The organism is Serratia sp. Sp408, assembly GCF_057180665.1.
Genome location: NZ_JBXUFT010000001.1, coordinates 1045096 through 1069446 on the forward strand (window position 1 = coordinate 1045096; position 24351 = coordinate 1069446).

Consider the following 24351-nt stretch of genomic DNA (forward strand, 5'->3'; position numbering starts at 1 on the left):
CGATATGTCTTATTTAAGGTGATTTTACCCCGTGGCGCAACAGCCAGCGTGAGTGAAATCTGGCGAGAATCCGCGCAAAACGGTGGCGGCACTGGTAAGTTGATGCGCATGACGAGAAAATGCTCCTAACAGATTGATGCTGCGCCGGTATTCACCTGCGCTTTGAGACCGATTACATGAAGCAGAATGAGCATGCCACGCTGGGCTCCGCCAACGAGATCGAACTCGCTACGGCAAAGATTAAACCGCTGCTCACACGCCTGCGTCGGCAGCGAATGACCTTGAAAGCGGCGTTGCACCTGGCTATCAGGCAATTGGTAACCGCAGGCGAACTGAAAACGCTGAGCCGGCTGCCCCCGAGCCGCCGACTGGCCAGCGCACTGGGCATATCGCGCGATACGGTCGAACTGACCTACGCCCAGTTAGAGGCCGAAGGGTATCTGGCTCGAACGGTTGGGCGCGGCAGTTTTGTCAGCTACCGCAACAGCCCGCTGATTGGCCGTGAGCTATTGGCCGCCGACGCCACCGCTCAGGCTAGCCTGACTGAACAGGCGTTAAGCGCCAGCGGGCGCGTGTTGCTGGTTAGTGGCTATACGCCACATGCCGGCCTCGTTGGCGCGCTGACCCCGTCGGCGCCGGATCTGCGACAGTTCCCGATCGACAACTGGTTGCAGTTGGAAAAGTCGGCGGTGCGACATCACACCGAACAGCTTTTGGGCTATGGCGATCCTCAAGGGCTAGTGGCGTTACGTAGCGAAATTGTCGACTACCTGCGGCGGGAGCGGGGGGTAAAAGCCACCGCGGAACAGGTGGTGATCGTCAGCAGTTCGCAGCAGGCGCTGTCGTTGTGTACCCAGGTGTTGTTCAACGCCGGTGACGCGGTGTTCGTTGAGGAACCGGGCTATCAGGGAGCAAAAAAGCTGGTGTGCGCTGCCGGTCTGCGTGCTATCCCGATTGAGGTGGACCCGCGGGGGATCAACGTCGACCAACTGGTAGCAACCCGGCCGAGTGGTCGAGGTGTGTATGTTACCCCTTCGCACCACTACCCGTTGGGGCACTCGCTGGATATCGATCGTCGATTAGGCTTGCTGGCATGGGCGCGCCAGGAAAATGCCTGGATCATCGAAGATGACTACGATTCCGAATTTACCTACCACGGCATGCCGACGGCTTCGTTGCAGGGGCTGGATCAGCATCAGCGTACCCTGTATATCGGCACCTTCAGCAAGACCCTGTTTCCGGGTTTACGGCTGGGTTTTATCATTGTGCCGCCCTCCTTGATTATTCCGATGGTGGCAGCCAAGCAACTTCAGGACGGCTGCACCGCGACGCTGTCGCAGGCGACGCTGTATGCCTTTTTACGATCGGATGGTTATACCGAGCATTTAAGAAACATGCGCCTGCTGTACAAAGCCCGCCTGGACATTTTATTTGCCGCGGTCAATCAATACCTCGCGGCGTGGACACGGCCGCATTTGCCGCAAGGGGGGTTACAGCTGGTCTGCCCGCTGGTCGACGCGGCAACCGAGCGCAGGCTGGTGGCCGCTGGTGCCGAACAGGGGATCCGGCTGTACGGCCTGGCGGATTTTTATACCGACACCCCCGGGCAGGGCGCATTGGTGCTGGGTTTTGCCGCCTATACGCCGAGTGAAATCGTGCAATTTATCAAACGACTGGCACAGATATTTGCCGCCCTGCCTATGCCGAAGAACCGCTAAAATTGGTCTGCCCGCCGTGATGGATTGGTAGGTACTCTGCGCCTGGCCGCCGGTGTACTCTGCGCTTATTCAACAGACGTTGTGTAACTGGAGTGACAATGAGTTCAATAGATCGGGCAGTACAAATACGTAGAGTTCACCATGACGATCGGGCGCAGTGGCTGGCTTTATGGCAAGGCTATCTGCATTTCTATCGTGCAGAGGTAAGCGACAGCGTCAGCGAAGAGACATTTGTCCGCCTGACCCGCGAGGAGGCGGTTTATGGCCTGGTGGCGCAGGATCGGGACGGCAGATTATTGGGGTTGATGAATCTGATCTTCCACCCGTCGACCTGGAGTTCACAGGGATATTGCTATATCGAAGATTTGTATGTTTCACCCGCTGCGCGTGGACAAAAAGTGTCTGAACAGCTGTTCGAACAGGCTTATCGATTAGCGGATCAGCGTCAGTGCGACCGCGTTTACTGGATGACCCAGGAATATAACGCGCCGGCGCGCTCGCTGTACGACAAAGTGGGCAATCGCAGTTCATTCGTGGTTTATAACCGCTAACGACTGAGGAAGAGATACGGATGGCAATCAATCATTATGGCCAGCCGATAGGCGAAGCGCTAACCGACTGGCAAGCCGTGAACAGGCCTGACGCGCTGGCACTAAACGGGACTTTTTGCCGATTGGTGGCGCTGGATGCGCCGCGTGACTACCGCGGACTATTCGATGCTTATCAACGGGCGGCGGATGACCGTGACTGGACCTATTTACCGGCGGAGCGGCCGGACAGCCTGCAAGCGATGCTGCAGCATTTGCAGGCGCTGCAAGCGGATCCGTCACTGGTGTCTTATACGGTATGCGATCCCGTCAGCGGCGAACCGCTGGGTACGGTGGCATTGATGCGCATCGATCCCGCCAACGGCGTGCTGGAAATTGGTCATGTCAATTGGTCACCGGCGATGAAACAGCGCCCCAGCGCCAGCGAAGCCATTTTCCTGCTGCTGCGCTACGCCTTCAATCAGCTAGGTTATCGACGCTGCGAATGGAAATGCGACAGTCTTAACGCGCCGTCGCGACGGGCGGCACTGCGCTTTGGTTTTGTCTATGAAGGGCAGTTTAAATGTGCGATCGTGATTAAAGGGCGCAACCGTGATACCGACTGGTTTGCCATCACGCGCGACCGCTGGCCAACCATCGAGCGTGGGTTTGCACGCTGGCTGGCGGCGGATAATTTTACCCCAGACGGGCAGCAGAAAACGCGGTTGCAGGCCTTGTTCGATTAACCCGCCAGCATCCGTCTTGTACCACCGCTAGCCGGCAGCAAGGCGATGGCGAACATAAAAAAAGCGACCCGCTGAGGTCGCTTTTGGCTGTCTGCGAACGGCTTACTTCAGTTCATCAACCATGGTGGTGGCGCGACCAATGTAATTGGCCGGCGTCATGGCCTTCAGACGGGTTTTTTCTTCTTCCGGCAGTTCCAGGCCGTCGATGAATGCCTGCATGCCGGCGGCATCAACGCGTTTGCCACGCGTCAATTCCTTCAGTTTTTCATAAGGTTTTTCAATGCCGTAACGGCGCATAACGGTCTGGATCGGCTCGGCCAGCACTTCCCAGTTGTGATCCAGTTCATCCAGCAGATGTGCCTGGTTTACTTCCAGTTTGCTGATGCCTTTCATGGTCGCCTGATAGGCGATCAACGCATAGCCCAGGCCGACGCCCAGGTTGCGCAGCACGGTGGAGTCGGTCAGGTCACGCTGCCAGCGCGAAACCGGCAATTTGCTTGCCAGGTGCCCCATCACGGCATTAGCCAGACCCAGGTTGCCTTCGGAGTTTTCGAAGTCGATGGGGTTAACCTTGTGCGGCATGGTGGAGGAACCGATTTCGCCGGCAATGGTTTTTTGCTTGAAGTGATTCAGCGCAATGTAACCCCAGATGTCGCGGTCGAAGTCGATCAGAATGGTGTTGAAGCGCGCGACGCAATCAAACAGCTCGGCAATATAGTCATGCGGTTCAATCTGCGTGGTGTATGGGTTCCAGGTAATGCCCAGCGAAGTGACGAACTCTTCGCTGAAACGGTGCCAGTCCACTTCTGGATAGGCCACGATGTGTGCATTGTAGTTGCCGACCGCGCCGTTGATTTTGCCGAGGATCTCGACCTGTTCCAACTGACGGAACTGGCGGTCCATGCGGTAGGCGACGTTGGCCAGTTCTTTACCGACGGTGGACGGCGTAGCCGGCTGACCGTGGGTACGGGACAGCAATGGAATGTCGCGATATTCCTGTGCCAGACCTTTGATCGCGTCGATGATCTTGCGCCAGAACGGCAGCACCACGTCCTGACGTGCGGTGTTGAGCATCAGCGCGTGGGACAGGTTGTTGATGTCTTCCGAGGTACAGGCGAAGTGAATGAATTCGGAGACTGCGTGCAGCGCAGGCACTGCCGCTACCTTTTCCTTCAGGAAATACTCTACCGCCTTCACATCGTGATTGGTGGTGCGTTCGATAGTCTTGATGCGCTGCGCGTCTTCTTCGCTGAATTCGGCGACGATCTGGTCGAGGTAAGCGTTTGCGTCGGCGTCAAAAGCGGGAACTTCCTTGATTTCTGCGCAGGCTGCCAGTTTTTGCAGCCAACGTACTTCAACCTGTACGCGGAATTTCAGCAAGCCGAATTCGCTGAAAATAGTGCGCAGTGCGCTGACTTTATCACCGTAGCGTCCGTCAACGGGTGAAACGGCGGTCAGTGAGGATAATTCCATCGGTAGCAACTCCTGGGATCGATTAACAATGAGCAACGATATTTTGCGCCTGTTTGAACAGACGATTACGAGAAAACATTAATTGCAGACGGCTGCCGCCAACCTGCTGCCACAGTACCGCGGCGCGAATGCCGGCCAGCAGCGTGGCGCGAACCTTGGCCTGCACCTGGGTATTTTGCAAAATGGCCGGTGAACCCGTGACCTGGATGCGCGGCCCCAGCGGGCTGACCACGTCGACATAAATGCCGGCCAGGGCGCTGACAATGGTTTCGGATTCCAAATCAAAATGCGCCAGTTGGCGTTCCAATTGATCGAGACGTTCGCCCAGCGTGTTCATGGCCTGCTTATTGGCGTTGAGTTTGCGCTCAAGCACCATCAGGCTGATGGTGTAGCGCGTCAGTTCCGCGCCAGGGCCTTTATTATTGGCATTCAGCACGCCCATCAGCGTTTCAAGGCCAACCTTCAGGTTACACTCTTCACCGCCGAATACCGCCAGGGTTGAGGACGGATTCATTTGCAACAGACTGTTCAGCGAGGTATGCAACGCGTCGCGGTCACACTGGCCTTCATGCGCCAACTGTTGCACCAGACGCGCGGCCTGGCTGATCCCGGCCATCGCCAGCGTAATGTCATAATAATTCTTCGCCACGAATACTCCTGTAAACGCTGTTAACGGTACATGGCTTACGGCTAAAGGGTTTTGTGTATCGGGAAACGACGCCGCGGGCTCGGGGCCACAATGGCTGGCCGCAGCAGTCACAACGATGACAACGAATGTCACGGATCATGCCACAAAACGGCGGTTAAACCCAGTGCCAAAACGCAGGCTGCGATGCATCGACGTCCGGGGGCGAAAGGGTGGTTGAATAGTAGGCAAAACAGGTGCCATTCGGCACCTGTTGACGGGATAATTACGCTTGAGGCAGCGGCAGGCGCTGTTCGATGATGCCGCCGCCCAGGCAGATTTCACCCTGGTAAAACACCGCAGACTGGCCCGGGGTGACCGCGGCGACCGGCTCGTCGAAACGTACCTCGATACGCTCGGCGTCGATCGGCGTTACGGTGCATGCCAGATCCTGCTGACGATAGCGGGTTTTTACCGTGCAACGCAGCGGTGCGGTTAACGGCTGGCGATCGACCCAGTGCAGTTGTTGGGCAATCAGTCCCACCGACATCAGACGAGGGTGGTCGTGGCCCTGGGCGACGACCAACTGATTATTGGCAACGTCTTTATCCACGACGTACCACGGATCTTCGCTGCTGTCTTTCATGCCACCAATGCCCAACCCCTTGCGCTGACCGAGGGTGTGATACATCAAACCCTGATGTTCACCGATGGTTTGACCGTCGACGGTGACGATCGGGCCTGGTTGCGCCGGCAGATAGCGGCCGAGGAAGTCGCGGAATTTACGCTCGCCGATAAAGCAGATGCCGGTGGAGTCTTTTTTCTTGGCGGTGACCAGTTCCAGCTGTTCGGCAATACGCCGCACTTGCGGTTTTTCCAGCTCGCCCACCGGGAACAGGCTTTGCGCGACCTGCTCGTGGCTAAGGGTATACAGGAAGTAGCTCTGATCTTTATTGCCGTCGACGCCGCGCAGCAGGCGGCTTTTGCCGTCAACGTCCTGGCGGCGCACATAGTGACCGGTGGCGATAAAATCGGCCCCCAGATCTTCGGCGGCAAACTCCAGGAACGCTTTGAACTTGATTTCCTTATTGCACAGGATATCCGGGTTTGGCGTGCGACCGGCCTTGTACTCTTCCAGGAACAGTTCGAATACATTGTCCCAGTATTCAGCCGCAAAGTTTACCGTGTGCAGCTCAATGCCGAGCTTGTCGCACACCGCTTGCGCGTCGGCCAGGTCTGTCGCGGCGGAGCAGTATTCTTCGTCATCGTCCTCTTCCCAGTTCTTCATAAACAGCCCAGCGACCTGATAGCCCTGTTGCTGTAACAGATAGGCAGTAACGGAAGAGTCGACGCCGCCGGACATACCGACGATTACTTTTTTCTGGCTGTTGTCTGACATGGGGATCTCACGAACTTGAACACGAACCGTGCTGGTAAAAAACAAGCGCAGGATTTTACCACGATGCTGCCCGGCGCGCACGGCACATATTGTGCGCTAGAACGGCCAGTTAAAACTGCCGACCAGCGACAGCGGGTAGCGTTCCGGTTGCAGGTAACAGCGCAGGCTTTCCGCTACCAGCGGCGAGCGCAGGTTGGGCGCGGTTAAAATCTGCTCGGCGCTCAGCCAATGGCAACGGTCGATGTCGGCATCGTGCGGTTCGGTTGGCAGCGTTTGCGCCAGTTCAATGGCAAAGCAAAAACGCAGAAACGGCGTACGGTCCGGGGCGATCCATTGATGCAGTTTAAGGAATGACTGCGGTGCAGCGCGGATGCCGGTTTCCTCCCACAGTTCGCGTTCAGCCGCCTGGATCAGCGTTTCATCGGCTTCCAGGTGGCCAGCCGGCTGGTTCCACAATGCCTTGTTGTTTACCGTTTCTTCAACGATCAGAAACTTGCCGGCGGCATGAACCACGCAGGCGACGGTGACGTGCGGTTTGAACATGACGGCTCCTTACAGCGGTTTATCGATATGCTGATAAATGGCATCCAGTTCGGCGATGCGCGTGGCGTAGCTGTTACTCAGACAGTTGACGTCATTGCCGCAGCGATTGCGCTGCGCCAGCCAACGGGTTTGGTCGTCCTGCATATTGCCACGCATGCCCATGGCAAACAGACCGCGCAAAAACTGGTATTTGGTGGCCATTTCTACGTCTTTATCGCTCAGCGAGCGGCTGGCGCAGATGGCGCGCTCATCGGTTGCCGTCGCCTGGCGACAGTCGAAACTGGCAGCCTGCGCGCCGGCGACGCACAGTAGCGTAGACAACATCAGCGGAAGGGTTTTTCCCATAGCGGCGACTCCTTGTAGGATTACAGCGACTCGATAAGTTTCCATTCGCCGGGCTGGAGTTCGCCCAGCGCAAGCTCTCCCATACTGTAGCGAATCAAACGCAGAGTCGGAAAGCCGATATGCGCGGTCATGCGCCGTACCTGGCGGTTTCGCCCTTCATACAGGGTTATTTTCAACCAGCGGGTGGGGATGGCCTTCCGCTCGCGGATCGGAGGATGGCGTGGCCACAGCCAGGTCGGCTCGTCCACCAGCTCGACGCCGGCAGGCAGGGTCGGCCCGTCTTTCAGCGTCACCCCGGCACGTAACGGTGCCACATCGTCGTCTTGCGGCGCGCCTTCCACCTGCACGTAATACACCTTGCCGGTGCGTTTGCCCGGCTGGGTCAATTGCGCCTGCAGCTTGCCGTCGTTGGTCAATACCAGCAGGCCTTCGCTGTCGCGATCCAGTCTCCCGGCGGCGTAGACGTCATTGAAAGGGATGAATTCCTTCAGCGTGGCGCGGCCGGCTTCGTCGGTAAACTGCGGTAATACGTCGAACGGTTTGTTGAATAATATCACCCTGCGCGGCCCGTGCATGGCGGGGCGTTTGGCGGGCTTTGGCTGGCTGAATCGTTTAACTTGGTGATTTTTAACAGGGAATTTAGTCATAACGGTTGTGCTGGCAAATGATAGGCGCATTATAGCCGAATCCGTTTCGGATTGGCGCGGGTAGAATATTCGAGTAGTATTGACACGCATCTTACAAAGCATTAACAAAAATTGCGCTTGAAGGAGAGGTTGATGGAAAGCAAAGTAGTTGTTCCGGCAGAAGGTAAAAAGATTACGGTCGATGCCCAGGGTAAACTGGTTGTTCCGCATAACCCGATCATTCCGTTCATCGAAGGCGACGGTATTGGCGTTGACGTAACCCCTGCCATGATTAACGTGGTTGATGCTGCAGTAAAAAAAGCCTACCACGGCGAGCGTAAAATCTCCTGGATGGAAATCTACACCGGTGAAAAATCCACTCACGTTTACGGGAAAGACGTGTGGCTGCCGGATGAAACCCTGGATCTGATCCGTGATTACCGCGTTGCCATCAAGGGCCCACTGACCACGCCAGTCGGCGGCGGTATTCGTTCCCTGAACGTGGCGCTGCGCCAACAGCTCGACCTGTATGTCTGCCTGCGTCCGGTGCGTTACTACCAGGGCACGCCAAGCCCGGTTAAACACCCGGAACTGACCGATATGGTGATCTTCCGCGAAAACGCCGAAGACATCTACGCCGGTATCGAATGGAAAGCGGGCTCTGCCGAAGCAGACAAAGTCATCAAGTTCCTGCGCGACGAAATGGGCGTGAAGAAGATCCGCTTCCCTGAGCAGTGCGGTATCGGCGTCAAGCCGTGCTCGGAAGAAGGCACCAAACGTCTGGTGCGTGCGGCCATCGAATACGCGATCGTCAATGACCGTGATTCCGTGACGCTGGTTCACAAAGGCAACATCATGAAGTTCACCGAAGGTGCCTTCAAGGATTGGGGCTACGAGCTGGCGCGCGAAGAGTTTGGCGGTGAACTGATTGACGGCGGCCCATGGCTGAAGATCAAGAACCCGAACACCGGCAAAGAGATCGTGGTTAAAGACGTGATCGCCGATGCGTTCCTGCAGCAAATCCTGCTGCGTCCGGCAGAATACGACGTGATCGCCTGTATGAACCTGAACGGTGACTACATTTCCGATGCTCTGGCGGCACAGGTTGGCGGTATCGGTATTGCCCCTGGCGCCAACATTGGCGACGAATGCGCACTGTTTGAAGCAACCCACGGCACGGCGCCTAAATATGCCGGTCAGGATAAAGTGAACCCAGGTTCAGTGATCCTGTCTGCTGAAATGATGCTGCGTCACCTGGGCTGGTTCGAAGCGGCTGACCTGATTGTTAAGGGCATGGAAGGCGCCATCGCTGCCAAGACCGTGACCTATGACTTCGAGCGCCTGATGGAAGGCGCTAAGCTGCTGAAATGTTCAGAGTTTGGCGACGCTATCGTTAAACACATGTAATGGTGTTTAACTGATAATACTCCACGGTGGCTAATGCTTCCGTGGGGTATTTCCTCTCGGAAAAATTTCTTCAGTAAAATTCCAGTAATATCCTTCAGTAAAATCGTTCAAATAACGAACAAACATCTCAACGTTGTTCACTCCCGTTTGGTGAAATTGTTAACCAATCTTTGCCGCGATCATCGTTGTACCGATCGGTTTGCTGTTGGCTCTTGTGGCCCAGAAGGTGCTGCGTATTGATCTCTTGAGCCCGGTATAGCCGTGATCTCTTCCCTTTGTTTGGCGCCTTTTAATTAAGTATTCAACACCTGAAGTTAAATTCTCTAATAGTCAAACACTATTAATTATTTTGACTATCAAAATGGTCTCTTAGATGATGATATAGTTTACGTACTACTAAAGATAATTGGCTACGATGTGGACAGATAAAGTTGAGTGGGGCTGCTTCGCCCAATATATCCGGCAAGAGCTGTATCAGACGGCCTTGTTCAATATCTGGGCCGACATCCAACCATGATTTGTAGGCAATACCAAGCCCAGCCACAGCCCAGCGGCGTGTAACATCAGCATCGTTCGCTATAAAACGGCTATGAACAGTCACCTTTTTTTTTCCGTTTTCATCTTCGAATGGCCAGACATCATGAGTCTGACCATCGAGCAGATAAAGAAGACACTCCCGTTCTGCCAGCTGTGTTAATGTTTCCAGTGGACCTTTGCGGGCGATATAATCTGGGGATGCGACGAGACAGCGGCGGTTATTCACGACCAGAGGTTGTGCGACGTAACTGCTGTTTTGCAGCAATCCATAGCGCACAGCAATATCTACTGGATCGCGATAAATATTACTGACTTCATCGGAGAACAGTAACTTTACCGAAACTTTAGTATGCTTCTGGCAAAAGTCAGAAATTAGCGGAAGCAAGATATTACGTCCGATATCGGAGGGTAGCGAGATTTTTAATTTACCCTCCAAAATGTCGTCATTGTTTTTCAGGCTGTCATAACCAGCTCTAACCACACTTAGCATTTCTTGGGCAAAAGGCAGGTATTTCTCCCCTTGGGCAGATAATCGCAGGCTGCGAGTTGAGCGAACAAAAAGCCGGGTATCAAGATCTCTCTCCAGCCTCTGGATCGCCGCACTTGCTTGTGCAGGTAGAATGTCCGCTTCGCGAGCCGCTTGCGAAAAGCTTCCAAGTGCCGCTGCGCGAACAAAAATTCTCACATCTTCAAGGCGGACCATACTCCCTCACAACATTAGCATAATAGTAGGGTTAGTTTACCACCCATTTTCACTATTTTAGTGAAAGTGATACTCATTTTGGCTTGTTTTTTAAGATTGCCACCAGGATTACTATGACTTTAATACATGCCACAGCGGCATTTCTAAAGCAGAATGCGGGAGTTATCTATGAAAGCCATTGTCTACAGCCAAAACGATCTGCCCATCATTAACGAAGAATCACTCTATGAGATGGACCTTCCGAAACCTCAACCAGGTGAGCGCGATCTATTAGTTAAGATTTCAGCTATTGCCGTAAACCCAGTCGATACGAAGGTACGTAAAAATTCACCAGTAACAGAACCACGGATTCTGGGGTGGGACGCCACTGGAATTGTTGAAGCTGTAGGCTCAAAAGTCACTTTGTTCAAACCGGGTGATGAAGTTTTCTACGCTGGTTCCATCATACGTCCTGGTTCTTATGCTGAATATGGTCTGGTGGATGAGCGTATCGCTGGCAAAAAACCACATACATTGTCAAATGCTGAAGCGGCTGCGCTGCCTTTGACTTCTCTGACTGCGTGGGAACTCCTGTTTGATCGTTTGGAAGTCGGGCAGAGTAACAACGAAGCTATTCTGATTGTGGGGGCTGGCGGCGGTGTGGGGTCTATCCTGACTCAGTTAGCCAGTAAACTGACTAACTTGACTGTCATTGGTACCAGTTCACGGCCGGAAACTTCTGAATGGGTTAAAGCCTTAGGTGCAGATCATATTATCGATCATCGTAAACCTTTCGCTGAACAACTAAAGGCCCTAGGTATCGAAAATGTGCGCTACGTGGCTAGTCTGACTCATACCGACCTGCACTATACGCAGATTATCGACGTTTTGAAGCCACAAGGCCGTCTTGCAGTCATCGACGATCCGAATATTCTTGATGCTATGCCGTTGAAACAAAAGGCTATCTCTCTTCACTGGGAACTAATGTTTACTCGCTCGATGTTCCAAACTACGGATATGCAACGTCAGCATGAAATTCTGATGGAAGTCAGCAAACTGGTCGATGCGGGTAAACTACAAAGTACCTTAGGTGAGCACTATGGCAAAATTTCCGCCGCTAATCTGCGTAAAGCCCATGCATTAATTGAAAGCAGCAAAGTTAAAGGAAAAATCGTACTCGAGGGCTTCTAATATCAATTTATAAACTAACAGGGCAGGAAAAAGATGAAAAAGATTAGCATCACTAAAACGCTGTTAAGAGCAGCGATCGGTCTAGCGTTAGCCGGAACTTCAATTAGTACGCTGGCTTTATCAACTCATCAGGTGGCAGCGCTTGAACAACTTGCAAGTGATCGTACTGTAGGTGAAACCGAAATCGTTGCGACTTTCCGTGGTGCAATGCCTACAGGAGTAACGGTTACAGAAACCGGCAGAATTTTCGTTAATTTTCCACGTTGGGGAGATGATGTTCCATTCACCGTGGCGGAAGTTAAAAATAATGAGGTCATACCATACCCGAATGCGAAAATTAATCAGGCAGTTAATAGCCAGCCTAGAAGTCACTTCCTGAGTGTACAAAGTGTTGTGGCCGATGGACAGGGGAAACTCTGGGTGTTGGATACTGCTGCGCCTAAATTCTCTAAACCCGTGGACGGTGGTGCAAAATTAGTGGCTATCGATCTGAATACCAACAAAGTAGTCAAAACTATTGTCTTACATAATGACGTAGTCCTACCTACCACATACGTCAATGACGTACGTTTTGACTACCGAGTTGGTAAAGCTGGTATGGCTTACATTACCGATTCGTCCCTATCTGGTACTGGTGGCATCATCGTAGTTGATCTGGATTCAGGTAAAGCGGTACGCCGACTTACCAGCGATCGTTCGACGTCACCGGAGCAAGGCTTTGTACCGGTAGTTGAAGGGGAAACTCTTCTGCAGCGTAATTCGAATGGGGATACTGCTCCATTTAGCGTGGCCTCTGACGGTATTGCATTGTCTGCTGACGGTAAAACGCTGTATTACAGCCCACTTTCGGGGCGTCATTTGTTCTCGATCTCAACTGAAATGCTTCGTGACCCGAATGTGACTGAGCAACAGTTGTCTGCAGCGGTAAAAGACCTAGGTGAGAAAGGGGCTTCTGATGGCCTGGAAGCTGATGCAACAGGTGCCGTATATGCCGGAGACTATGAGCGTAACGCTATTCGTAAAATGGATAAAACAGGTAACTGGACAACCATTGCTCATGGGCCTCATATCCTCTGGCCCGATACACTTTCGATTGGTCCCGATGGTTACCTGTACTTCACAGTGAATCAACTTCATCGTCAACCAGGATTCCACATGGGTAAAGATAAACGACAGAAACCTTATGCATTACTCAGGGTGAAAATTAACGCCGCACCAGCGAGTACCAAATAACCGTTTTTTTGAATTATGGATGTCAGGGGGGGAGGCGCCCCCTTGACTTAGAATGCTTTCAATAGTGAGCATTCTATTAACAGAAATAGCTTTAAATATATTTCTTCTCTTTTTGTTTGTCTTTTTATGCGTTATTAATTCTGGTGGTTGCATGAAAATTAGTCTTAATTTGATCGTGGCATTAGATGCAGTAAATAAATTTAAAACACTTTCTTGTGCCGCAAATAAATTATGCAAAACCCCATCCGCACTTAGTTACCAGATTAAAAAGGCGGAGTCCATACTTGGCGTGGTAATTCTTGACAGGAAACAGTACAGAACCACCTTTACCGATATGGGACGACTTATACTAGAAGATGGATTAAAAGTCATCAAAGCAGCAAGGGAACTAGAATATAAAATTGAAATGTCAAAATTTCATGGTGATCGTTCGTTAAAGGTGCTTATATCTAATCGCCTCCCAGTCACACTTGCTAAGTGTTTCATATCTAGCTCACGTAGATTACCTGTCATGGAAGTCATTTTTTATGATTCTGAGGATATGATTAATGAATTGGAGCCTGATGTGGTTTTGAGCGATCGAAAAGAGTCTATTATGGGTTTTAAGATGCTTCATATGTTAGAAGGAACAATGTTCCTTCTCTCACCAGAAAAAGCATTTAGCTCTGTACCCTATGTTTCTCTCAGAAACGAAGATGTTATGTGTGATGCTAGCTGCCATCGAAATGTAGTAACATCATCTTTCTCTGATAAATGGAGTCTAATGCAATCATTGCCTGCGTCTGGAGCTATTCCTGATATTTTAGTCAATGAGTTTATGAAAACTAATGGTTTCATAAGTAAGCCAACCAATCTTACTTACTCATATTCTGTATGTCATCGAGAAAGTCTTCGGAATGAATATATCAAACACCTCATTTATATAGTAAATGATTTACCTAGGAATTAATCGGAGCAACCGACTGATATAAGGGAATATAGAAGTGTTTTAACAGTACACAGTATTTCGTTAACCGAGTTGGATCAGAAACATGTGTAACCATTGCAACTCTTCATATTCACCTATTTCAATTATTCTTATGAGTCCCACAGTGCTTAATCGGTTATAGCGTATGTGCTCCCATAACGGCTTAAACATCCTGCTGGTGGCTGTATGATAACTGGCTGACGTTTCATTTCCCGCCACCAATCTGGGCCGTAACCCCACTCGATAGGCTCGAGATGCAACTTATCGCTGCGTTGATTAATCACCAGCGCGCGGGTGCCTGGCGCCACGTTGTAGCAGCGCACTGGCAAATTCAAGATCGGAGGCGAGCATGTCGAGATAGTCTGAACATGTTTGTACTTGGGCAAAACGACCACACATTTGTATTTCCTGTATTCCTGACTCTGCACAAGTATAGCTTAGGCGAGTACGTGCTCAGGTATGACAAGGGAAAAATGGATTATCAAAATCCGACACAGCTATATATAAATCAACGGGTTACAAATGACATAAATAGATTGAAAACCATACGCCACTATATGGAATATTTATATTTTTCAAAAGATTAAATCTGGTTCGTCAAGCTAATGCTGCGCCACCTGGGCTGGTTCGAAGCGGCTGACCTGATTGTTAAGGGCATGGAAGGCGCTAATCTGCTGAAATGTTCAGAGTTTGGCGACGCTATCATTAAGCATATGTAATGGTGTTTAAGCGTTAAATGATAACGTGGGTCTGATGGTTTCCATTTTTTATTATTCAACTTGAAACGGTTATCAAAGCATTTTATTAAAAATGTTTTATAGAAATCCTGCCAAAATTACCTCTTTATACCGTTATTGTGATCCAGCCTTTTCCGCAGTCATGGTGATATCAATCGGTCTGTTTCTGGGGTTTATGGCCCGCAGCAGCTGGGTTGGCAGCTAATCAGCTCGGCAGATCACGGCGTTTACCATTGGGCAAAATTCAAAAAAAACTGTTGTTAATTTGAACTGTATCGGATTTCTACTACATTAATAATTGTTGTTCTATCTGATACAGAGAAATTTATGTCTAGTGAACCACTTTTCATGAATGTTGTTAATGGCCTGGCTGAAATGTCTCCTGTTGCAAAAGTGCTTGGCTGGAAGTTCCTTAAATACAATAGCGAAGAGAAAGAAGTCCATGTTGAGTTTGATGCAAGCAATTCGCTAGTAAACCCGATGGGATGTATTCAAGGAGGCGTACTCTCGGCAATGTTGGATGATTCAATGGGGCCAGCCATTTATATCACGATGCCTCAAGGGAAAGTTGCTGTCACCGTTGAGTCGAAGACTAACTTTGTAAATGCCGCTTTTCCAGGGAAGATATATGGCAAGGGCCGCATTGCTCATGCAAAGAGCTCTATTATATTTACATCTGGTGAATTACTTAACGAGGCAGGGGATGTTATTGCAACGGCTACTGCAACGTTCAAGATGTTTTCTTTTGAGGTGACGGATTTGACGTGGACGAAGAAAGTGTCATGACATGGAAGGGGAGATATTTACCTAATTATATCCATTTTGGCCGCCTCAGGGCGGTTTTTTATTGACCAGTATCGAGCGTCTTTATGGACGCTGCGTAATGTGCAAAGCAAAAAAACCTTTCCATTTGATGACCATAACGGGCTTATCTTTGTGGAAAATTCGACGTGAACGGGCCAACGTTGGTTAAAGGGAGAAAATGAACAGGCAGGTGAGTCAAGCCGTGGCGGGAAAGAGCAGGATTTCTGCAAGCTGCTGATAAAGGGGCACGGTTTCCCGCGCCCCTAGGTGAGTTAACCATCAATGACGGTTACTTTGCGGCATTCTGCAGCGCTTGCTTGATAAAGATGACTGAACTTTCGATGGCCTGTAGCGCTTCTGGCTGCAGCGTCGAGAAGAAATGCCAGGCGTGGAACATACCCGGCCAGACTTCCAGATTGACGCGCACGCGGTTATCGCTCAGGTGTGTCGCTAGGCGTATGGCATCGCTCAGCATCAGTTCGTTTTCACCAATCTGAATCAGTATCGGCGGCAGCTCCGTGACGTCGGCAAATACCGGGGATGCCATGGGATGATTGGGCAATGCGTCACCCAGGAAGGTACGTGCCAGTAAATCCAAACCCGCTTTGGTGTTCAGTGGATCCAGACCTTCTCTGTTGGTCATGGATGCACCGCTGTGTTCGAGGTTGGCCCAGGGGGAAATAGACACGCCGCCCGCCGGAAGCGGGAGACCTCTGTTGCGCGCTGCAACCATAACGGTGACCACCATCGCTCCACCCGCCGACTCGCCCACCAGCACGATGTTGCTGGCGTCGACGCCTTGTTCAATCAGCCATTCATAGGCATCCACCGTATCGGTGACCGGCGTTGGGAAAGGGTACTCCGGCGCTAGACGATAATCCGGCATATAGACTCGAGCACCCAGCAGGCTGGCATAGTTGCCACCAATGCCGTGATAGCCCGCGGGTTCACCGACGATATAGGCTCCGCCGTGGATATACATCACGATGGCATCGGTTTTAAGATTGTCTGGTGTAACCAGGGTTCCCGGGATACCTCCCATATCGATCTGAGTAAAACCAACGCCGACAGGCGCAGGATTTTTAGCCAACATACGGCTATAGGCGTTACGGATTTCATTCATCGAGGTCAGGGTATCCTGACCTGTGAGGACCGGAGCCAGACCGGCTACACTTTCTGACCATTCTTTTACGGCTTGCTGGGTGGGTTGAGTAATCATGGGTATTCCTGTTGGTATTTGCGTTAATGTGGAACAGGAATTTATGATATATAAACATTTCGGGAATGTGCTTCCCATATAAAGGTACGGAAACGCCCGTATACAGTGAGAGAAGTGAAGCATGGAGATCAACAGCATTGGCGATATCGCCGCGTTCGTGGCTGCGGTAAAAGCGGGCAGTTATACCCAGGCTGCGGGTTCGCTTGGGCTCAGCCGTTCGGCCATTGGCAAAAGTATCGTCAGGCTTGAAACCCGTATGGGAGTTCGACTGCTTAACCGCACTACCCGGAGTCTGAGTCTTACCGATGAAGGGAGGGTCATGTTTGACCGTTGCCGGCAAATATTGGAAGACCTTGAGGAAGTTGATGCCACCATGGCGATGCGCAGGGTTAAGCCAACGGGGACTCTCCGGCTTAGCGCGCCGCTCTCTTTTGGGCAGCGGCATATTCTTCCTATTCTGGATATTTATCTGAAAAAGTGGCCAGAACTACGGGCAGAGGTGTCTTTCAGTGACAGATTTGTCGACCTTATTGAAGAAGGCTTTGATATAGCTATCCGCATCGGTGAACCTCGCGACGACTCACGTATTCTTACCCGTACGATTGCTTCACAACGCATTGTCACTTGTGCATCACCCGACTACTTATCGTCCCGCGGCGTCCCGCAAACACCCGAACAATTAACTCACCATGACACTATCTTTCTTCTGAGCGCCGAGAAAAGACGATGCTGGCGGTTTACAACCCCAGAAGGCGTCTTTGTTTATGATGGGCCGGGAAGGCTCAACCTTGACAGCTCGGAAGCCATGCGAGAGTCGGCAATTGCCGGATTTGGTATTGTTCACTTACCGACCTATTTGCTTGCTGACGATTTGCGTAGGGGGAAATTGATACCGGTGCTAGAGAAATATCCTTTTCCGCCAGAACCTATTCGGATCATTTATCCCAGTAAACGCCACTTATCGCCGCGAATTCGTGCTTTTATTGACCTGCTGGTGGCAAGTTGGCAGCAAGGCGTGCCTTGGGAATAACTGCGGCACCCAAACGCTACTGCAAACGGCCGGTAACCCATCCGTATTTCATGCAGCCACGTTTATGGCTTTAAAACGACAGCGTGCGCCCCAGCGGCGCACGTTGACACCAGCGGTCTTTATACGCTTCCGTCGGCTTGCCAAAAGAGTAGCGCATCTCTTTATCTTGCCGTTGGCATAGCTCGTATGCAGCACGAACGTTTAACCATGTTACGATCGTGCCTGGGCAAAATCCGTTGTATTGGCGATCATAGCCACCATTGACATAATCAAAGCAGATCCACTCTGGACTGTCAGCGCGGGTAATGAGTTGGAATGCGCATGGCTGGCCGTTATAGAACAGCACATAACCGAAAATCATATCACGCAGGGAGGTTATCATGTCCATCATTTGTCGCTCATTCGCGGGTCTTTCACCCCAGCGTTTTGCATACAGCTCAAAATAAATATCGACGATTTGAGTCGGTGTTAATAGTGCCTGATCGACGACCTCACCGCCTGAACTGAGGAATTTTTTCAACTCACGGTTGCGACTGTTTTTAGTTGATGCCGAATAGCCGCCTTTGCCACAGGTTTTAGCCAGGCATATTTCACGATGACTATTCAGTGAGAAGGTGGCGTTGAGCGTACAGCGGCCGTTAATGCGGGATAGGATCTTTGAACGATAGGGGATCACTGTTTTAACACAGCGGCTGATGGGTAAAATAATTTCATCTTTGTTAAAGGGGAACAGATCGATGCCCGATTGTTGGGACGTGCGGCCAATGAGAGCAATTTCTTTCGTTCCATTGGTACACATGCCGCCGAGCAGAGCGTTATTTTCTCCTTTTTTGATGTAGTAATTATGCCGCAGGTTTAACTGACGCTGCATAAAATTTAAAACGTCAGGGTGGGTTACAAAACTGCCGCCATACAGGCGATAACATGTTCTATATTCTTCTGCTGTGCCTACGCGCCAACCGGATGCGAAGGAAATAATTTTCCGTATCATAGCCTGTATAACTTCTTATGTATTAAACGTCATTTACATGAAGGGAAACATCATGCATCAGGATGAACAATGGTCATTGTGCGGTGCTGATTGACCGCTCTTTATTAAGGGTTTCCGCGGGTAAAACTAAACTGGGACTACTGTAAATACGGATGCTTTAACCAGGGTTCAACGGCTATCAAAAAATCGGCAATTTAATTCGCGCCTATTATTCAGCGACTTATATTGTCGGGGGGCTAGTGCTGCATCGCCGACGCAGGTTTAAAGCGGCGATAGGGACTGTTAACGCCAAGGCAGGCGCAAGACCGTGACCTATGGCGTCGAACGCCTGATGGAGAGCGCTATGCCGCTGAAAGCTTTATGGATGGGCGACGCTATCGTTTAACCGTTGTAAGTTGGAGAATAAAAAAGGAACCATCAGGTTCCCGCTGGGTGCAACGTTACAGCGCAACCGTTTTGTCCAGCTGACGCTGGCAATCAATTATCGATGCCCTGTAACCGACCTTCGGTAGCCGCCAGCCCCGACCACGAATACAATCTGCCTATGAGCGTTGCTCAGCGGCGTCAACGCGAGTAATGGTCATTATGTATATTCTCAATCATTAGGTTATGTTTATGGCATAAAACAGCCCAGCTCATTGAATAGCCGTGCCGCCAGATACAACCCGATGCCGAACACGCCATGTGCCATCAGACTACGCAGACAGGCTTGCAGCGGGGATGACGTTTTGGTTGCCGCAAAGCCAAAACCAAACGCCGGCTGCATCACCAGCAGCGGTGCGATAACGCTGCTGACGCCGACCAACAGCGCCGGTGCCAGGGTTGGCGCATACAGCCATGGCCAGCCGGCGGCGGCTATCAATACCGCCGCGCAGGCCATGCCGATGGCGTAATGCAACAACCAACCGAGCTGGCGCTCCCCGGCTATCGACGGCGTGGTTATGATGGTTCGGTGGCAAAATTGCCCGTGCCTCATCAGGCCGACCCAGCGCCCTACCAAGGCATAATCCAGCGGTTTGATGCCGAACATTTTTCGCAGTATCAATGCCCATACATCCATAACGCCGGTGCCGAGGATACCGATAAAACAAGTGGCGATGATGGTATTGGTAGTGGTCATGTTTTTCTCTCAAGATGATGACGAGTGCAGCCAGTGATTGGCTGCGGTGGTAGAGTGGGCGTCATTGTGCAACTTAATGTTGACTTGAGGTCAAGCATGAACGAGCTGGACATTGCCGAGGTGGCAAAACGCAGCGGTTTGGCAGCATCCGCGTTGCGTTACTATGAAGAGCAAGGATTGATCCATTCGATTGGTCGTCGCGGCTTGCGCAGGCAATACCATCCGAGCGTGTTACAAACGCTGGCGATTATCAAACTGGGTCGGCAGGCTGGCCTGCAATTGACGGAAATCAGCGCCATGTTTAATGCGCAGGGACAAATGCAGATAGATCGTCAACGTCTGGCGGCCAAAGCGACAGAAATAGATAACACCATTCGGCGCCTGAGTGCGGTACGCGATGGTTTACGGCATGTGGTCGCTTGCCCGGCCAGTGACCATTTATCCTGCCCGTCATTTCAAAGAATGCTTAAACTATTGCCTGAGTAACAGGATGTTCCATCAAGGGATCTATAAATGCCATGGTGTTGAGTCAGGATTATCAAAGGGGGACAACCATAGCAGCCATGACAAAGTAAAAAATAATCATGGTACTCGCCTGAGAAGGGCGATGCGTGGCACCGCATTCGTGCGATAGAGAGAAAGAACCCGGCCGTAAGGCCGGGTTTGCAAATGCAAAGGGGAAATTAACTTGTCGCGATAGGTCTGCTTCGTTGAGGAGGTGGCTCAAATCCATGAGCCGTGTGGGGTAACGAAGCGACTCTATATTGTCGTGAAACGACACTTTAATAATAGACCGTCTTCCTGATTGAAACCATTAGAAATAATAAATTTTCTAATTTTTTATTTGTATTTCTTATGGCATTTTTCATAGATTGGCATAAGGGAAATAAAATAAAAATAAATTTTATCGGCATGCATTCAGTGATGGTAACGTTCCAGGTGAACAGTATCGGCTTCACACAGTATCATTCCCGATATATACATGCTTGGCCCCCGTTCGGCGAGGTGAAAGGCTATTTCCATTGCCTGGTATTTGGCATGCTCCTCATTTTTCGCTACCACATATACCGAGAATTTCCCTATCAGCAACTCATAAAGTTTCATAGGCACTCCGCTGGAGCATGGATTGCTCATTAACAATAATATGCTCAGGAGGGATCAGTAAATTGATCATGGAACGAGCGATGCCAGCCGTGCCGACACCAACGTCCAAGTTATGACGTAACAATTCTCCGTCATGATATTCTTGCTGCAAATAATGACGGAAGTATTTTATTACGCCGCACTCATCCTCCTTGCTGAGTTGCGTCAACAGCGTTAGCGTGGCGTCAATGTGCTGCTTCAACATGACGGTTTCTCCCTTCAGGGGATCGGTATAATGGGCTGACACGCCCGCACGGCGTGCATTGCGCAGGTTGCTGGCGTAGCAGGCGTCTCGATCTACGGGGACATCAGGCTGAACGGCAAGCAGCAAATTGACCAACAGCTGCGCATAGCCGCACAGCATGGCCGCATGGGGCAAGGTAAGGGGCGAATCGCATATGCCGATTTCGACGCTACCCAGCTCCGGCCTTGGTCTGATGGGGGAAGGTACCGCGTCAGCGGGGTCGGGTTGGTTAAACGGCGACGAATCATTCAATGCGATAAAATGCGGCAAGTATGCCTTTAGCGCCTGACAAAGATAAGCGGCCTGATTGGCGTCCTCAACGCTGACGTGAATATTCTGGCCAAATCCGCAGACAGCCCGGTGGTCGATTCGTGCCCCGCCGCCGCATAACCCGCAGTGGCAGCGAGCGGCGCTGTCTGCCAGGTTGACGGTAATACTTTTCAGCTCGTCAAGCAACGTAGCGGGCGTGGCATGCATGGTACTGAATACATTGATGACAGGCTGATTATTATGGGTTTTTATATAATCTTTCACCTTGCACAGGCTGACCACTTCCGGCACGCGATTGGCAAACTGAAAGGTAGTCAAATCGACCAATTGCAGCTTCAACTCGGTACTGATGGTGTGGCGATGGGCGCGTGTAAAAGAAGTGTGCTGCATGTTCAACTCCTCAAACGAATTGCTGTCGATGCCAGAAAAACAAATCTGTCATGGCGTACCGGCGGTTGTTGGATTGGTGCGGTACAGGCAGATTCAACGATGCCACATCAATGATGTTTATTATGCCAATTACCTACAGCCAACCCCATTGCAGGGCTGGCTGGCGGCAAATAACCTGGCAGAACGGCTAACGTCAAGCGCCGATACGCTTAATGTTGCCCGCCTTTTTTGCCGGCCTCAGCGGCGCGCTCAGGGTCATTTTTAAAGTTACCACCGCTGACCTGACCGCCTTTTTTACCTGCCTCCGCAGCGCGTTGTGGATCGTTTTTGAAATTCCCACCGCTCTCTTGACCGCCTTTTTTACCGGCTTCAGAAGCGCGTTCCCTGTCTTCAGCAAAATTACCTGAACCGCCACGATGCTCTACCATAATAACCTCCTGAATAAAGAGAGTTAATTTAATAAGGGTTTGCTGATATCAAAGAAATTAAGATTTCTCCGATCAGGTAAAACTATAGAACCTATGACGGTTTTTTCCATGGGATAGCGGTGTGATATAAAAATTTAAACCCACTGAAATTCTCTGAAATAATTCAATAACAAAAATAAAACATTTAATTGTTTTATTTAACCGTTGGGCGTATTGCGAAAATAATTACCACAATTTTCAGTTTTTTATCTATTACGACCTCGAAAAATCGCTATTAAGGTCTATCGTTTATAATGTGCCCGCGTGGAATGATTAACATTTTTACCGATAGCATGAGGGTGAAATAGCGGGCTAATAACCCTCATCTGTTTTAAATGGGGGATATATAAGTAATTTTAAATTTGTTAATAAAATTCCTAACCTAAAGTTTGATATATCACCTACCAGCACCCCTTAGCGAGGTAGCAGCATGACATACGAAGAAAATTATCTTGACTGGCTACGTGACGCCCACGCGATGGAAAAGCAGGCGGAAACCATGTTGCGTAGTATGGCCGACCGCTTGGAACATTATCCCGATCTCAAAGCGCGCATTGAGCAGCACATCGATGAAACGCTGCAACAACAGGCGTTATTACAAACGGTTATTGAACGCAACGACACCTCCAATTCGGCGCTGAAAGATACCATGGGCAAAATGACCGCCATGGGTCAGGCGTTGGGGGGAATGTTTACTGAAGATGAAGTCGTCAAGGGCGCCATCAGCAGCTATACCTTTGAGAATTTTGAGATGGGTTGTTACACCTCGCTGATTGCCGCTGCCGAACTGGTCGGCGATACCGAAGGCGCGCGCATCTTTGAGCAAATCCGTGAGCAGGAACAGAAAATGGCCGAGTGGGCGTTGACGCATTTACCGACGGTGACCGAGCAATTTCTGGTGCGCTCTGCCACACCGGAAGTGGAAGCCAAAAATTGACCGGAGTTGATGCCGTTTCAGCCTACAGAACCGGGCACTTGCCAAGGTGCGGGGGTACTGAACAGGAGAACATCATGTTTCGACACGTAAAAAAGCTGCAATACACCGTCCGCGTATCAGAGCCCAATCCGGGCCTGGCCAACCTATTGCTTGAACAATTTGGTGGACCGCAAGGCGAACTGGCTGCGGCCTGCCGCTATTTTATCCAGGGACTGGGTGAAGACGATCTCGGGCGCCGCGATATGCTGCTCGATATCGCCACCGAAGAGTTGAGCCATCTGGAAATTATCGGTTCTCTGGTGGGTATGTTGAACAAGGGAGCGAAAGGACAGCTGGCTGAAGCCACGGAAAGTGAAGCGGAACTGTACCGTTCGCTGACCGGCAATGGCAATGACAGCCATATCACGTCGGTGTTGTACGGCGGCGGCCCGGCGTTGACCAATTCTGCCGGCGTCCCCTGGAGTGCCGCCTATATCGATACCATCGGCGAACCCACTGCTGATTTGCGCTCCAATATCGCCGCCGAAGCGCGTGCCAAAATCATCTATGAGCGGTTGATCAACGTCACTGACGATCCCGGCGTCAAGCAGGCGCTCGGCTTTCTGATGACCCGCGAAGTGGCGCATCAGATCTCCTTTGAAAAAGCGCTGTATGCGATCCGCAACAATTTCCCTCCGGGTAAATTGCCGCCGATCGAAGAATACGCCGACCAATATTTCAATATGTCGGCGGAAGGTGAAGTACGTGGCAGTTGGAACGCGGACGAAAATCTGCACTATGTTGCCGAACCGCAGCCGGCCGTGGATGGAGGCGAAGGGGTCGCCAGCGTGGTATTGCCGTTGGAACAGCAGAGCGATGTGGAGGCGATGGCCCAACGGACCCGGTCCGACCCGCGGGTAAATCCGCTAACGGGGTGCGATCTGGGCAAAAGTGGCCCGCTGGAGGAAGATGCGGCCGACAAAACCCGTTCCGGCGGTTGA

Annotated in this window: 24 protein-coding genes and 1 pseudogene; 13 read left to right on the forward strand and 12 right to left on the reverse strand. The window is 51.1% G+C overall.

Annotation, left to right across the window (positions count from 1 at the left end; genetic code table 11):
* Positions 1–176: 176 nt before the first annotated feature.
* The 3 genes from pdxR to AC2AXP_RS04960 all read left to right on the forward strand — a co-directional run bounded on the left by pdxR (position 177) and on the right by AC2AXP_RS04960 (position 2991).
* Entirely contained in the window at positions 177–1718 is a 1542-nt protein-coding gene (gene pdxR / locus AC2AXP_RS04950) for a MocR-like pyridoxine biosynthesis transcription factor PdxR (protein WP_004964155.1), read from the forward strand.
* 98 nt (positions 1719–1816) lie between these two features.
* Positions 1817–2269, forward strand: coding sequence for a GNAT family N-acetyltransferase (locus tag AC2AXP_RS04955; RefSeq protein WP_371901515.1), 453 nt, complete (start codon positions 1817–1819; stop codon positions 2267–2269).
* Positions 2270–2289: 20 nt separating this feature from the next.
* Positions 2290–2991 (forward strand): GNAT family N-acetyltransferase, encoded by a 702-nt coding sequence (locus AC2AXP_RS04960; RefSeq protein ID WP_004964150.1) that lies wholly within the window; start codon positions 2290–2292, stop codon positions 2989–2991.
* A 102-nt stretch (positions 2992–3093) separates the two neighbouring features.
* On the opposite strand, the gene purB is transcribed toward AC2AXP_RS04960, so the two are convergent.
* The 6 genes from purB to rluE form a co-directional block, all read right to left on the reverse strand.
* Positions 3094–4464 carry an adenylosuccinate lyase gene (gene purB, locus AC2AXP_RS04965; RefSeq protein ID WP_004964146.1) on the reverse strand — a complete coding sequence of 457 codons (1371 nt, stop codon included), beginning with the start codon at positions 4462–4464 and terminating at the stop codon, positions 3094–3096.
* 22 nt (positions 4465–4486) lie between these two features.
* A complete protein-coding gene (gene hflD, locus AC2AXP_RS04970; RefSeq protein ID WP_004964144.1) occupies positions 4487–5113 on the reverse strand; it encodes a high frequency lysogenization protein HflD in 627 nt (208 codons plus the stop codon).
* A 262-nt stretch (positions 5114–5375) separates the two neighbouring features.
* On the reverse strand, positions 5376–6488 hold the full coding sequence (mnmA, locus tag AC2AXP_RS04975; RefSeq protein ID WP_198772683.1) for a tRNA 2-thiouridine(34) synthase MnmA: 1113 nt from the start codon (positions 6486–6488) through the stop codon (positions 5376–5378).
* Positions 6489–6584: 96 nt separating this feature from the next.
* Positions 6585–7031 carry an NUDIX hydrolase gene (locus tag AC2AXP_RS04980; RefSeq protein ID WP_004964137.1) on the reverse strand — a complete coding sequence of 149 codons (447 nt, stop codon included), beginning with the start codon at positions 7029–7031 and terminating at the stop codon, positions 6585–6587.
* Positions 7032–7040: 9 nt separating this feature from the next.
* A complete protein-coding gene (locus tag AC2AXP_RS04985) occupies positions 7041–7376 on the reverse strand; it encodes a lysozyme inhibitor LprI family protein (RefSeq protein WP_004964134.1) in 336 nt (111 codons plus the stop codon).
* 20 nt (positions 7377–7396) lie between these two features.
* On the reverse strand, positions 7397–8023 hold the full coding sequence (gene rluE, locus AC2AXP_RS04990; protein ID WP_004964131.1) for a 23S rRNA pseudouridine(2457) synthase RluE: 627 nt from the start codon (positions 8021–8023) through the stop codon (positions 7397–7399).
* 132 nt (positions 8024–8155) lie between these two features.
* Between rluE and icd the strand changes: the two genes are divergently transcribed.
* Complete coding sequence (icd, locus tag AC2AXP_RS04995; RefSeq protein WP_198772682.1) at positions 8156–9409, forward strand: NADP-dependent isocitrate dehydrogenase; 1254 nt, start codon at positions 8156–8158, stop codon at positions 9407–9409.
* 340 nt (positions 9410–9749) lie between these two features.
* Here the strand turns inward: icd and AC2AXP_RS05000 are convergent, their stop codons facing one another.
* Complete coding sequence (locus tag AC2AXP_RS05000; protein WP_088499672.1) at positions 9750–10649, reverse strand: LysR family transcriptional regulator; 900 nt, start codon at positions 10647–10649, stop codon at positions 9750–9752.
* 168 nt (positions 10650–10817) lie between these two features.
* On the opposite strand from AC2AXP_RS05000, the gene AC2AXP_RS05005 reads away from it, so the two are divergent.
* From AC2AXP_RS05005 to AC2AXP_RS05025, 5 genes and pseudogenes are all read left to right on the forward strand, one after another.
* Positions 10818–11819, forward strand: coding sequence for a zinc-binding alcohol dehydrogenase family protein (locus tag AC2AXP_RS05005; RefSeq protein ID WP_484381452.1), 1002 nt, complete (start codon positions 10818–10820; stop codon positions 11817–11819).
* A 33-nt stretch (positions 11820–11852) separates the two neighbouring features.
* The gene (locus AC2AXP_RS05010) at positions 11853–13052 is read left to right on the forward strand and encodes an L-dopachrome tautomerase-related protein (protein WP_198772681.1); all 1200 of its coding nucleotides are present in this window, start codon (positions 11853–11855) and stop codon (positions 13050–13052) included.
* Positions 13053–13203: 151 nt separating this feature from the next.
* Entirely contained in the window at positions 13204–14001 is a 798-nt protein-coding gene (locus AC2AXP_RS05015) for a LysR family transcriptional regulator (RefSeq protein WP_484381453.1), read from the forward strand.
* 617 nt (positions 14002–14618) lie between these two features.
* Positions 14619–14738 (forward strand): annotated as a pseudogene (locus AC2AXP_RS05020) (hypothetical protein); the annotation flags it as partial.
* 345 nt (positions 14739–15083) lie between these two features.
* The gene (locus tag AC2AXP_RS05025) at positions 15084–15542 is read left to right on the forward strand and encodes a PaaI family thioesterase (RefSeq protein ID WP_071586676.1); all 459 of its coding nucleotides are present in this window, start codon (positions 15084–15086) and stop codon (positions 15540–15542) included.
* 307 nt (positions 15543–15849) lie between these two features.
* Here the strand turns inward: AC2AXP_RS05025 and AC2AXP_RS05030 are convergent, their stop codons facing one another.
* The gene (locus AC2AXP_RS05030) at positions 15850–16779 is read right to left on the reverse strand and encodes an alpha/beta hydrolase (protein WP_004963913.1); all 930 of its coding nucleotides are present in this window, start codon (positions 16777–16779) and stop codon (positions 15850–15852) included.
* Between the two features lie 121 nt (positions 16780–16900).
* Here AC2AXP_RS05030 and AC2AXP_RS05035 point away from each other — a divergent pair, with 121 nt between their 5' ends.
* Positions 16901–17809: a LysR family transcriptional regulator gene (locus AC2AXP_RS05035; RefSeq protein ID WP_004963909.1), complete on the forward strand. Its 909-nt coding sequence runs from the start codon at positions 16901–16903 to the stop codon at positions 17807–17809.
* 70 nt (positions 17810–17879) lie between these two features.
* Here the strand turns inward: AC2AXP_RS05035 and AC2AXP_RS05040 are convergent, their stop codons facing one another.
* The gene (locus AC2AXP_RS05040; RefSeq protein WP_039992176.1) at positions 17880–18800 is read right to left on the reverse strand and encodes a GNAT family N-acetyltransferase; all 921 of its coding nucleotides are present in this window, start codon (positions 18798–18800) and stop codon (positions 17880–17882) included.
* Positions 18801–19413: 613 nt separating this feature from the next.
* The gene (locus AC2AXP_RS05045; protein ID WP_004963903.1) at positions 19414–19920 is read right to left on the reverse strand and encodes a DUF2938 domain-containing protein; all 507 of its coding nucleotides are present in this window, start codon (positions 19918–19920) and stop codon (positions 19414–19416) included.
* A 96-nt stretch (positions 19921–20016) separates the two neighbouring features.
* On the opposite strand from AC2AXP_RS05045, the gene AC2AXP_RS05050 reads away from it, so the two are divergent.
* On the forward strand, positions 20017–20406 hold the full coding sequence (locus AC2AXP_RS05050; RefSeq protein WP_004963900.1) for a helix-turn-helix domain-containing protein: 390 nt from the start codon (positions 20017–20019) through the stop codon (positions 20404–20406).
* A 604-nt stretch (positions 20407–21010) separates the two neighbouring features.
* On the opposite strand, the gene AC2AXP_RS05055 is transcribed toward AC2AXP_RS05050, so the two are convergent.
* Complete coding sequence (locus tag AC2AXP_RS05055; RefSeq protein WP_004963891.1) at positions 21011–21967, reverse strand: glutamate-cysteine ligase family protein; 957 nt, start codon at positions 21965–21967, stop codon at positions 21011–21013.
* A 209-nt stretch (positions 21968–22176) separates the two neighbouring features.
* Positions 22177–22395 carry a con-10 family general stress protein gene (locus AC2AXP_RS05060; protein ID WP_004963884.1) on the reverse strand — a complete coding sequence of 73 codons (219 nt, stop codon included), beginning with the start codon at positions 22393–22395 and terminating at the stop codon, positions 22177–22179.
* A 469-nt stretch (positions 22396–22864) separates the two neighbouring features.
* Here AC2AXP_RS05060 and AC2AXP_RS05065 point away from each other — a divergent pair, with 469 nt between their 5' ends.
* Together AC2AXP_RS05065 and AC2AXP_RS05070 are read left to right on the forward strand one after the other, a co-directional pair.
* Positions 22865–23371 carry a ferritin-like domain-containing protein gene (locus AC2AXP_RS05065; RefSeq protein ID WP_004963881.1) on the forward strand — a complete coding sequence of 169 codons (507 nt, stop codon included), beginning with the start codon at positions 22865–22867 and terminating at the stop codon, positions 23369–23371.
* 74 nt (positions 23372–23445) lie between these two features.
* Positions 23446–24351: a manganese catalase family protein gene (locus AC2AXP_RS05070; RefSeq protein ID WP_484381454.1), complete on the forward strand. Its 906-nt coding sequence runs from the start codon at positions 23446–23448 to the stop codon at positions 24349–24351.

Bases quoted from the DNA above. Each gene is read 5' to 3' on its own strand.
- AC2AXP_RS05060 (WP_004963884.1), bottom strand. From the start codon at position 22,395: ATGGTAGAGCATCGTGGCGGTTCAGGTAATTTTGCTGAAGACAGGGAA.
- AC2AXP_RS05040 (WP_039992176.1), bottom strand. From the start codon at position 18,800: ATGATACGGAAAATTATTTCCTTCGCATCCGGTTGGCGCGTAGGCACA.
- purB (WP_004964146.1), bottom strand. From the start codon at position 4,464: ATGGAATTATCCTCACTGACCGCCGTTTCACCCGTTGACGGACGCTAC.
- AC2AXP_RS05070 (WP_484381454.1), top strand. From the start codon at position 23,446: ATGTTTCGACACGTAAAAAAGCTGCAATACACCGTCCGCGTATCAGAG.
- AC2AXP_RS05035 (WP_004963909.1), top strand. From the start codon at position 16,901: ATGGAGATCAACAGCATTGGCGATATCGCCGCGTTCGTGGCTGCGGTA.
- AC2AXP_RS05050 (WP_004963900.1), top strand. From the start codon at position 20,017: ATGAACGAGCTGGACATTGCCGAGGTGGCAAAACGCAGCGGTTTGGCA.
- AC2AXP_RS04960 (WP_004964150.1), top strand. From the start codon at position 2,290: ATGGCAATCAATCATTATGGCCAGCCGATAGGCGAAGCGCTAACCGAC.
- AC2AXP_RS05045 (WP_004963903.1), bottom strand. From the start codon at position 19,920: ATGACCACTACCAATACCATCATCGCCACTTGTTTTATCGGTATCCTC.
- rluE (WP_004964131.1), bottom strand. From the start codon at position 8,023: ATGACTAAATTCCCTGTTAAAAATCACCAAGTTAAACGATTCAGCCAG.
- AC2AXP_RS05025 (WP_071586676.1), top strand. From the start codon at position 15,084: ATGTCTAGTGAACCACTTTTCATGAATGTTGTTAATGGCCTGGCTGAA.
- icd (WP_198772682.1), top strand. From the start codon at position 8,156: ATGGAAAGCAAAGTAGTTGTTCCGGCAGAAGGTAAAAAGATTACGGTC.
- AC2AXP_RS05030 (WP_004963913.1), bottom strand. From the start codon at position 16,779: ATGATTACTCAACCCACCCAGCAAGCCGTAAAAGAATGGTCAGAAAGT.
- mnmA (WP_198772683.1), bottom strand. From the start codon at position 6,488: ATGTCAGACAACAGCCAGAAAAAAGTAATCGTCGGTATGTCCGGCGGC.
- AC2AXP_RS05065 (WP_004963881.1), top strand. From the start codon at position 22,865: ATGACATACGAAGAAAATTATCTTGACTGGCTACGTGACGCCCACGCG.
- AC2AXP_RS04980 (WP_004964137.1), bottom strand. From the start codon at position 7,031: ATGTTCAAACCGCACGTCACCGTCGCCTGCGTGGTTCATGCCGCCGGC.
- AC2AXP_RS05000 (WP_088499672.1), bottom strand. From the start codon at position 10,649: ATGGTCCGCCTTGAAGATGTGAGAATTTTTGTTCGCGCAGCGGCACTT.
- AC2AXP_RS05005 (WP_484381452.1), top strand. From the start codon at position 10,818: ATGAAAGCCATTGTCTACAGCCAAAACGATCTGCCCATCATTAACGAA.
- pdxR (WP_004964155.1), top strand. From the start codon at position 177: ATGAAGCAGAATGAGCATGCCACGCTGGGCTCCGCCAACGAGATCGAA.
- AC2AXP_RS05055 (WP_004963891.1), bottom strand. From the start codon at position 21,967: ATGCAGCACACTTCTTTTACACGCGCCCATCGCCACACCATCAGTACC.
- AC2AXP_RS04985 (WP_004964134.1), bottom strand. From the start codon at position 7,376: ATGGGAAAAACCCTTCCGCTGATGTTGTCTACGCTACTGTGCGTCGCC.
- AC2AXP_RS05010 (WP_198772681.1), top strand. From the start codon at position 11,853: ATGAAAAAGATTAGCATCACTAAAACGCTGTTAAGAGCAGCGATCGGT.
- AC2AXP_RS04955 (WP_371901515.1), top strand. From the start codon at position 1,817: ATGAGTTCAATAGATCGGGCAGTACAAATACGTAGAGTTCACCATGAC.
- AC2AXP_RS05015 (WP_484381453.1), top strand. From the start codon at position 13,204: ATGAAAATTAGTCTTAATTTGATCGTGGCATTAGATGCAGTAAATAAA.